Here is an 8,943-nt window from a genome sequence, read left to right as displayed (position 1 = left end):
GTTACCGCGTGATCCACACCCCGCGCTTGGCGGTCCAGTGGGCGGTGAAACCCTTGGAGAAGCGCTGCTGCACCTCTCCGTTGGAGGCCCTGTACTCGGAGGTGGTGGGCCAGCCCCAGCCGCGCTCCATGCCAGCGGACTTCCATCGCTGCCCGATGGCACCGTTTTCCTGAACGGCATGAGCACCCGTGCTGGAGGACCAGAGCACCTTGTTCTGCTTGGTGCCGCTGCGGAACAGCTGGTAGGCGCCGCCGGAGACGCGGCGTTCGTCGCTGGCGGGGAAGCCCAGTCCGCGTTCGCGGCCGTTGTTGATGAAGCGCTTACCGATCGCCGTGGGGTTCTCCACGATCTGGGCTCCGGTGGAGGAGTGCCAGTAAATGGTGGTCTTGCGACCGCTCTTCACGAACTCCTGGTAGCGACCACCGTTGGCGGCGTTGGCCTCGTTCATTACGGGGTTGCCCCATTTGGCGGCACCGCCGGTCGCGCGCCACTTGGTGCCGATCCCGCCCTTGGCGGCGAAGTTCGTGGACTGCACCTGGCCGGTCAGGGCCACGGCGCGAACGGCCGCAGCCGGATTGATCTGCAGGGAGCCCAGGGGACCGGTAGAGGTGGACTTGAGCACCTGCTCGATCCGCGCCGGGGTCAACCCGGGGTTGGTCTGCTTCATAAGCGCCACGGTGCCGGACACCAGCGGCGCTGCCATGGACGTGCCGTACTGATTGCCGTACGTGCCAGCGCCGGGAGTACTCACGCTGCTGTTCACGGTGGACAGCAACGGGTACTGAGCCGTGCCACCGGGGGCCAGGACATCAACGACCGCACCGATGTTCGAGTACCCGGCCGGAACTCCGTTGGGACCGGCCGCGCCCACCACAATGGTGTTGGCGCAGTTGGCCGGAGCGGTGCCCGCGGCGTTCACGCCACTGTTACCCGCGGCAACCACCACGGGAACCTTGCGGCCCACGGCCGTGTTGATCGCGGCCTGCAGCGTGTTGCCGCAGTTTCCCGGGTAATTGAGGGACATGTTGATCACGGTGGAGGGATTGGGGTTGCGCGGCTGACCGGCAACGGTCGCCCCGGAAGCCCAGGACACGGCGTCCGCGATGTCCGAAACCCAGCCGAAGGTGCACTTGCCCAGCACACGGACCGGCTGGATCCTGGCGCCGGGGGCCGCGCCGGCAATGCCCACGCGGTTGTTGTTGGTGGCCGCCGCGGCCAGCCCTGCCACGTGGGTACCGTGCCAGGACGAATTGCGCGCGGGGCTGCCCGTGCCGCATTGACCGGCGGCGGACCGGTCGCCCTCGTCGCGGGGGTTGGCATCGCGGCCGTTACCGTCCACGGACAGGTCCGTAGACGTGATGAAGTCGCGCCCGGTGACCACCTTGGAGTTGAGGTCCGGGTGCGAGGTGATGCCGGTGTCCAGGATGCCGATCGTCTGACCGTTACCGCGGGAGAGGTCCCACGCACCGGGGAAGTCGATTCCTCGGCTCTTGGTGTTGGCCCACTGGGCGGACTGCATGTACACGTCGTTGGGCAGCCAGCTGGCCGCGGCCAGGCGGTCCGGCTCGGCGTACTCCACGGCCGGGTCCGCGCGGAGCTCGTCCACGACCTTGTCCTGTTCGGCCTCGTCGAGTTCGCGGTCCAAGCGGACCACGTCCGCGTCCGCAACGGTCGTCTTGACGTGCTCGGTGACCTCCGGGGTGGCGCCCGGTTCGGTGGCGAGAGCCTCATCGGCGGCGGACTCGACCACTTGTTCCTTCACGGTCTCGGCGGCGGCCGGTTCCCGGAACTTGACGATCACGCGATCGGTTTCCTTGGGCGGCTGAGCCGCCGAGGTGGTGGCCGGGGATTCCGGGCCGTCCACGGGGGCCGCCGCGGCGGGCTGCAGGGAGAAGGCCAAAGCGGCCGTCACGGCCAGGGGGAGAGTCACTGCGCGCAGGCGCGGTCTACGTACCGTCATAGGGCGGGGGACCTTTCAAGGGCCCGGGCTCGAGCGGGGGAACTCGGTCGTCAACAATCCCGGGTGATGGAGGGGGGTAGGCCCATCATAGGGAGCCTCTCGCGGAATTCTCAGCTACGGGTGTTACGTGTCGCGCCCGACAACAGGTGGCCCCGCCCAGCAGAAACGTCCCGGGACAGCACAACGCCCGGTTCAAAAAACCGAACCGGGCGTTGGTGGCAGTTCCAGGATCAGCTGGAGGACTTGCCGAAGTTCTTGAAACGCTGGTTGAAGCGCTCCACGCGACCAGCGGAGTCCATGATGCGCTGCTTGCCCGTGTAGAACGGGTGGGACTCGGAGGAGATTTCAACCTCGATGATGGGGTACTCGTTGCCGTCTTCCCAGGTCTCCGTCTTGGAGGAGGTGGCGGTGGAACGAGTCAGGATGACCTTGCCGGAAGCGAGGTCACGGAACAGCACCGGGTGGTAGTCCGGGTGAATTTCAGCCTTCATGGTGTCAACCTTCTGTAGGTGCCTGGATTTTGCCAGACACGGCGTTGCTCGGATAGTGGTGATTTTGGGCGCTCACGCGCCACGCACCAATCGGCCAGTGTACACCCGCGGTCCGCGCGCGGTCGATTGGCCCCGGCTAGGATGGCTGCGTGGTTGCCGCCCCCCTGTTCACCTCCGCCCGCCCGTCCACTTCTTCCCGACGACGCCGCTCGGCAGCGTTCCTGGGCACTGCCCTCCTGGTGCTCACGGCCTGTTCGGACCAATCCGAACCGGCTCCCACCCCGGAGCCCACGCCCACCGGACCGATTGCGGGTGTAGCGCGCAATGCCCCGCTGCACTCCGTGGATCCCGCCCAGGTGGCCCAGGCGCGGGAACTACCGGAGACCTACCCCGGTAGCGCCACGAATGCCGGCGGGCCGGAAGCCACGGTCACCCTGCGCGGAGGTGAGCGGGGTGAGGACTACCGGCACGGTTCCGTGGGACTGTCCCTGGAGGCCACGGATCTGGCGGATCAGCGGTTGAACGGGGACAACCCGGACCTGGTAAGCGTCCTGGATTCACTGAACGAACCCACGGTGCGCTTTGGCGGTAATTCCACGGACCGTCGCTTTTTCTTCACGGCCTCGGACGAACCGATTCCCACCGACTGGCCGCTCAACGAGGGTGAGGAAATCACCAAGGTCACCCCCGATGACCTCAAGCGCGTGGCCGAGTTGGCCGAACGCACCAATTCATCGGTGATCCTCAGTGCCAACCTGGCCCGATACGACCCCGAGCGAGCGGGAGAGCTCGCCCACCACGCCAAGGAGGCGTTCGGCGAGCGCCTGGTGGGCCTGATGGTCGGTAACGAGCCCAATGGGTTCTACCAGGGTGCGGGCAATGATCTTACGATCAAGGGCCCGGGCTGGGATCAGGAGACCTACGCCAAGCAGCTGACGGCCTACGCGAAAGCCATTCATGACAAGGTGCCCACCCTGCGCATCGTGGCTCCGGCTGCGTATTCGGCCGACTGGTGGAACACGGCCGCTGACGCCCCGAACACCGATCCCATGGCCTTGGCGGTCCACCAGTACCCGCTCTCCGAATGCGGGACCCAATGGGAACATCAGCAACCCACCGTGGCGAACGCCGTGGATCCCGCCACCCGGAACAATATCGACCGGCTGGTGGATGACGCCGCCCGGGATGCCGCGGAGCACAACCTCCCGCTGTGGATCACGGAGACCTCGCTCTCGGCGTGTTCGGGTTCCAATGAGATCACCGAAACCCAGGTGGCCGCGGTGCACCAGGCCGAGTACTCCATGCGGGTTCAGGAACACGGTGCCGAACGGGTGGCCGCGCACTCGTCCTTGGCACCGTGCCGGGGTGGGGCGCCCATGTCCGTGTTGTGCTCGAGCGGAACTCTGGCCAATCCGGGGGAGGCGTTCTCCGTTCGTGCCAACGGTCTGGCGCTCGCGCTGATTGCGAGCATTCCCGAGGGCAACATGGTGGAGACCTCGACCTCCACGGAGAACCTCACGAGCTACGCGGTGGAGCACGGTAACGGCACGGTGTCCGTGGTGCTCACCGACTACCGCGACCCCGCCACCGCCAAGGACCGCACCACGAACCTCACGCTGCCCTACCGGGTGGACTACGCCACGCAATCCCAACTGCGCGGCCCGTCCTGGACCGCCGAGTACCCCGTAGCCAGCCTGTTCGAGGATCACGCGAGCGACAGCGGTGGTCCCAGCACCACGGCAACGGGCGGCGCGAGCGGCGCGGCGGCGTCGGCGTCGTCGGCACCCGAATACCCGGCGGATCCGGACGTGGCTCTGAGCGTGGAACGGGCCCTGCACACCGCGCCGAACAACGCGGTGAGCGTGGACGGCTACGGCCTGCCCATCACCCCGGTGGGGGAACGCCCCCGCGTGGGCGGGGTGAAAGCCGGCAGCAAGAATTTTTCGGTGACCCTTCCCGCCGGATCCACCACGGTGCTTACCCTGAAGAAGACCCAGCCGTCCCCGAGCCCCCAGGAGAGCCAATGACCACTACCCGCAGACATGGCGAATACAAGGTGGTGGGCGGCAAGTTGGTGGTTGCCGACCTGTCGGTCGCGGCCGGGCGCCTGGCCGAGGTATCGATCAACGGTGACTTCTTCCTGGAACCGGACGAAGCGCTCGGCGACATCAATGCCGCGCTGAACGGGCTGCCGGAGTCGGCCGCCCCGGACGAGATGGTCGCGGCCATCGAGACGGCCCTTCCCGCCGACGCCGTGCTGTTCGGTTTCGACGCCCGCGCGGTCGCGATCGCGGTGCGGCGAGCCCTGAGCAGGGCCACCGGCTGGGCCGACCACGCATGGGAGGTCATCGCCCCGCAGGTGCGCCCCACCCTGGAGAACCTCGCGTTGGACGAAGTGCTCGCCCGGGAGGTGGGCGAAGGCCGGCGCAATCCCACCCTGCGGCTGTGGGACTGGGAGGACCCCGCCGTGGTGATCGGTTCGTTCCAGTCGGTGCGCAACGAGGTGGACCCGCAGGGCGCCGAGCGCCACGGCATAGACGTGGTGCGTCGCGTGTCCGGCGGCGGGGCCATGTTCATGGAGGCCGGCAACTGCATCACGTATTCGCTGTACGTACCGCAGTCGCTGGTGGACGGGCTGAGTTTCGCCGATTCCTACCCGTTCTTGGATGCGTGGGTCATGCAGGCGTTCCAGTCCATGGGCCTGGACGCGCATTACGTGCCGCTCAATGACATCGCCACGCAGCACGGCAAGATCGGGGGAGCGGCGCAAAAGCGGTTCGCCCACGGCGGCATGGTCCACCACGTGACCATGAGCTACGACATTGACGCGGACAAGATGACGGACGTGCTGAGAATCGGCAAGGAAAAACTCTCCGATAAAGGCACCCGCTCGGCCAAGAAACGCGTGGACCCGCTGCGGCGGCAAACCGGCATGAGCCGCGCGGATGTGATATCCACCTTGAGCAATTCCTTCACCGCCCGATATGACGCGGTGGCGGGTGAGATTACCGCCGAGGAACTGGCGGCGGCCCGCGACCTGGTGCGGTCCAAATTCGCCACACCGGAATGGATCAACCGCGTACCGTAAGATGTGCAAAAGTAACTGCCCTAGTAGGGCGGGCACAGCACGACCGAATGACCCCCCACCCCTCGGAGCGCCCATATGTCCCTGAATGACTTCGACTACCACGAAGAAGAGCGCAGGCCCCACAAGAAACACACCGGCCGCAATGTTCTCCTGGTGTTCTTGGCTCTGGTTCTGACGGTCGCCGTGGTGGCCGGTTTGTTCGTGTGGAACCTGGGTCGTAACTTCGACCGCGGTTCCAGCTCCATCGAGTCCGCGTTCCCCGCGGAAACGGATCGCCCCGAGAAAAACTCTGCGCAGGACGCCGGTACCACGGTCATGCTGCTGGGCTCGGACCAGCGCCCGGAGGGTGAAGACGCCACCGTCACGGGCTCCCGCGCGGACTCCATCATGCTGCTGCACATCCCCGATGACGGCGGTGAAATGTACATCATGTCCATCATGCGTGACACCTGGGTGAACATCCCCGGCGTGGGCGAGTCCAAGATCAACGCCGCGCTGGACCAGGGCGGTATGCCGCTGATGGTGCAGACGGTCGAGGAGCATTTCGGCACCCGTATCGATGAGGTCGCTCAGGTGGACTTCGCCGGCTTCGAGGGCCTCACCGACGCCCTGGGCGGAGTGACGGTCAACGTGCCGCAGTCCTTCACCACCCGTGAGGGCCAGAGCTTCCAGCAAGGCCCGCAGGACATGGACGGTGCAACCGCCCTGGCCTTCGTCCGCGAGCGCTACGCGTTCCAGGACGGCGATTATCAGCGCGTGCGCAACCAGCGCGCGTACCTGCAGGCCATGATCAACAAGCTGGTCAGCTCCGAGACCCTGACCAACCCCGTGAAGATCAACGACGTGGTCAAGCAAATTTCTCCCTACCTGACCGTGAGCGACGGGTTGACCGCCAACTGGATCATCCGTCAGGCCCCGGACCTGGTGGGGCTGAACAACAGCGACATCCAGATGTTCACGGTTCCCACCCAGGGCACCGGAACCTCGGCCGATGGGCAGTCGATCGTGGTGGCCGATACCCAGGCGATGCAGGAGATCGGCGAGGCGATGGCCAACGGTACGTTGGACGAGTACGTGAGCACCCTCCCCGCAGGAGACCAATGATCGCATTCCTGTTCTGACCCCCGGCCCGCTCGAACCCCCTCGAGCCACGCCATCCCCCATTTCCTCTTGACCCCGCGAGAGGCCCATGCAGCCCCCTGACACCGAGCTACGTCTCCTGCTCCTGACCAGTTCCTACTGGCCGGAACACTCCCCACCGCAACGCCGCTGGACGTCCCTGATCACCACCCTGTGTGATCAGGGGTGGGCGGTGTCCGTGGTGGCCCCGGTGGCGCATTACGGCCCGGGGCCGGACTACAATTCGGACACCAAGGGCCACGCCTGGCGCGTGCAGCACGGCTTCCTGGGGGAGCGGATCTACCGGGTGCCGCACCTGCTGCTGGGAGACAACAGGATCTTCAAACTGGCCAACCAAGTGATTGGTGCCGCCGGTTCGGTTTTGCGGGGCGTTGCAACCGGGCGCCAGGACGCGGTGGTGGTCACGGCGCCGTCGTTGCCGTTGCTGGGGTCGGCCTTGTTGGTGGCCCGGTTCAAGGGATTGCCGCTGGTGGTGGAGATGCGGGATGCGTGGCCCAATTTGGCCGAGGACGCCTCCCTGGTGCGCGGCGGTTCAAAATCCGTGATCAACAGTGCCGTGGAGTACGTGCAGAATCGTGCGGATCTGGTGGTCACCGTGACCGAGGGCTTCGCCCGCACGTTACGCGAGCGCGGGGTCGCCAACGTGGTGACCGTGCGCAACGGAATTCTCATGGACCGCACGCCACACTTGGCTGCACCCCCGTTCGACCGGGAGCGGCTGGAGGTTCTGTACCTGGGTAACCACGGCGAATCCCAGGCCCTGGACGTCCTCATTCGCGCCGCGGCGCTGGTGGGTGAGGACATGCGCCTCACGTTCGTGGGCCACGGAAGCCAGAAGCCGGCGTTGCGTCGCCTGGCCATGGACCTGGGTGTCAACGTTCGGTTCCTGCCCCCGGAATACCGGGAGGCCGTGTTCGAGCGTTACCGGGAAGCGGATTCGTTGGTGATCTCGCTCCGCGATGACTGGAAGTCCTTCGAGGACACCATTCCGTCCAAGACGTACGAGGTGCTGGCCATTGGCAGGCACATCACCGGAATTGTGCGCGGTGAGGCGGCCAATGTCCTCACGGAGGCCGGCGAGGGAGACATCGTGGGGTGCAAGCCCCAGGAGATCGCCGATTTGTGGCGGGGGCTGGTGGCCGATCGTGGGCGGTTGCAACCGGCCGGATCCGGCCGGGCCTGGGTCCAGCACAACGCCGAGTACTCGGATCTCGCGTGCCAGTACAGCGAGCTGTTGCGCGAGACGATCCACGAGCACCGAACCCACCCCCCACAATCCCTCGGGCGCCGGATCGCGCGCGTGGGCCGGGCGGCCGTGAAGGTGGCCCGTAATGCCCGCTCGGCCAGGAGGTCTGCCTGATGGCGGGACGCGCCCTGCAACGCGCGCGGGAGCTCACCACCAACGCCTGGGTCACCGCCTCGACCATTGCTCACCACGTGACCGATGATCCCGTGGTGTTCTGCCTGCAGGTGTCTCGGCGGCTGCCCTCGCGGGTGGTGCGCTCCGTCGCCGCGGGATTGTCCCGGTTGCCGGCGGGCACGTTCCCGGCCGCCCGCGGGACGGGCCTGCACATCCTGGGCAACGACGACGCCGCTGCCGCCACCTTGCGAGCCGCCTCGCAGTGCGCGGGCGCATCCGCTCGGCGCCGGTGCGCTGAAGTGGCGCTGACCATGGGGGAGATGCCCCTGACGGAGGCTCTGCTGTCCGAATTACCGGCCGCCACTCGGGGCGCTGCGGCAACCCGAGCGCGAGTGGCCTGGTACCACGGTGACGTGGACGGCGCCGTCGGCGGGCTCGAGTCGGCCCGGAGGCACGGAACTGCTACCCGTGGCGAGCGTGCATTGCTGGCGCGGCTGGCCGCTGAGCGAGATCTGCTGGGGTCGTTCACACCGGTTCTGCCACGCATCGACAGCTATCACCCGCGACCGGCCACCGTGCTGTACGCGGTGACCAACTCCCTGCCCCACACGGCCAGCGGCTATGCCCAGCGGACGCATTCGTTGTTGTCCGCCATTCGGGACGAGGGCTGGGATGTTCACGCGGTGACCCGCCCCGGTTACCCCGTGCAGGTGGGCAAAATCCTGGCTCGGGGAACCGACGTGGTGGACGGGATCCCGTATCACCGCATCATGCCGTTCAACCTGGCACCCACGGTTACGGGCCGGGTGCAGCAGCACGCGGAGGCCCTCTTGGCCCTCGCGCTCAGGGTTCGCCCGGCTGTCCTGCACACCACCACGCATTACGTGAACGCGTTGGCCGTGCG

At 66.9% G+C, this 8,943-nt stretch carries 6 protein-coding genes and 1 pseudogene; 5 read left to right on the top strand and 2 right to left on the bottom strand.

Going from position 1 to position 8,943, the window contains the following annotated elements; translation table 11 throughout:
- Window position 1 precedes the first annotated feature (1 nt).
- Window positions 2–1,930, bottom strand: a complete 1,929-nt coding sequence (locus tag Q4E95_RS09035; RefSeq protein ID WP_303382990.1) for a S8 family serine peptidase — start codon at window positions 1,928–1,930, stop codon at window positions 2–4.
- A gap of 260 nt (window positions 1,931–2,190) precedes the next feature.
- Window positions 2,191–2,451 (bottom strand): type B 50S ribosomal protein L31, encoded by a 261-nt coding sequence (locus tag Q4E95_RS09030; RefSeq protein ID WP_016998141.1) that lies wholly within the window; start codon window positions 2,449–2,451, stop codon window positions 2,191–2,193.
- A gap of 149 nt (window positions 2,452–2,600) precedes the next feature.
- Between Q4E95_RS09030 and Q4E95_RS09025 the strand changes: the two genes are divergently transcribed.
- The 5 genes and pseudogenes from Q4E95_RS09025 to Q4E95_RS09005 all read left to right on the top strand — a co-directional run.
- Complete coding sequence (locus tag Q4E95_RS09025) at window positions 2,601–4,478, top strand: cellulase family glycosylhydrolase (RefSeq protein WP_303382989.1); 1,878 nt, start codon at window positions 2,601–2,603, stop codon at window positions 4,476–4,478.
- Window positions 4,475–5,539, top strand: coding sequence for a biotin/lipoate A/B protein ligase family protein (locus tag Q4E95_RS09020; RefSeq protein WP_303382988.1), 1,065 nt, complete (start codon window positions 4,475–4,477; stop codon window positions 5,537–5,539). The genes Q4E95_RS09025 and Q4E95_RS09020 overlap by 4 nt, the downstream gene beginning before the upstream one ends.
- A 75-nt stretch (window positions 5,540–5,614) precedes the next feature.
- Window positions 5,615–6,643, top strand: coding sequence for an LCP family protein (locus tag Q4E95_RS09015; RefSeq protein WP_303382987.1), 1,029 nt, complete (start codon window positions 5,615–5,617; stop codon window positions 6,641–6,643).
- Between the two features lie 85 nt (window positions 6,644–6,728).
- On the top strand, window positions 6,729–8,039 hold the full coding sequence (locus Q4E95_RS09010) for a glycosyltransferase family 4 protein (RefSeq protein ID WP_303382986.1): 1,311 nt from the start codon (window positions 6,729–6,731) through the stop codon (window positions 8,037–8,039).
- Window positions 8,039–8,943 (top strand): annotated as a pseudogene (locus Q4E95_RS09005) (glycosyltransferase WbuB); the annotation flags it as partial. The gene Q4E95_RS09010 and the pseudogene Q4E95_RS09005, both read left to right, overlap by 1 nt.

The organism is Kocuria sp., from assembly GCF_030536815.1.
Lineage (GTDB): Bacteria > Actinomycetota > Actinomycetes > Actinomycetales > Micrococcaceae > Kocuria > Kocuria gwangalliensis.
The sequence above is the reverse complement of the archived record's forward strand: the minus strand, read 5'-3'. Positions and strand labels throughout refer to the sequence as shown.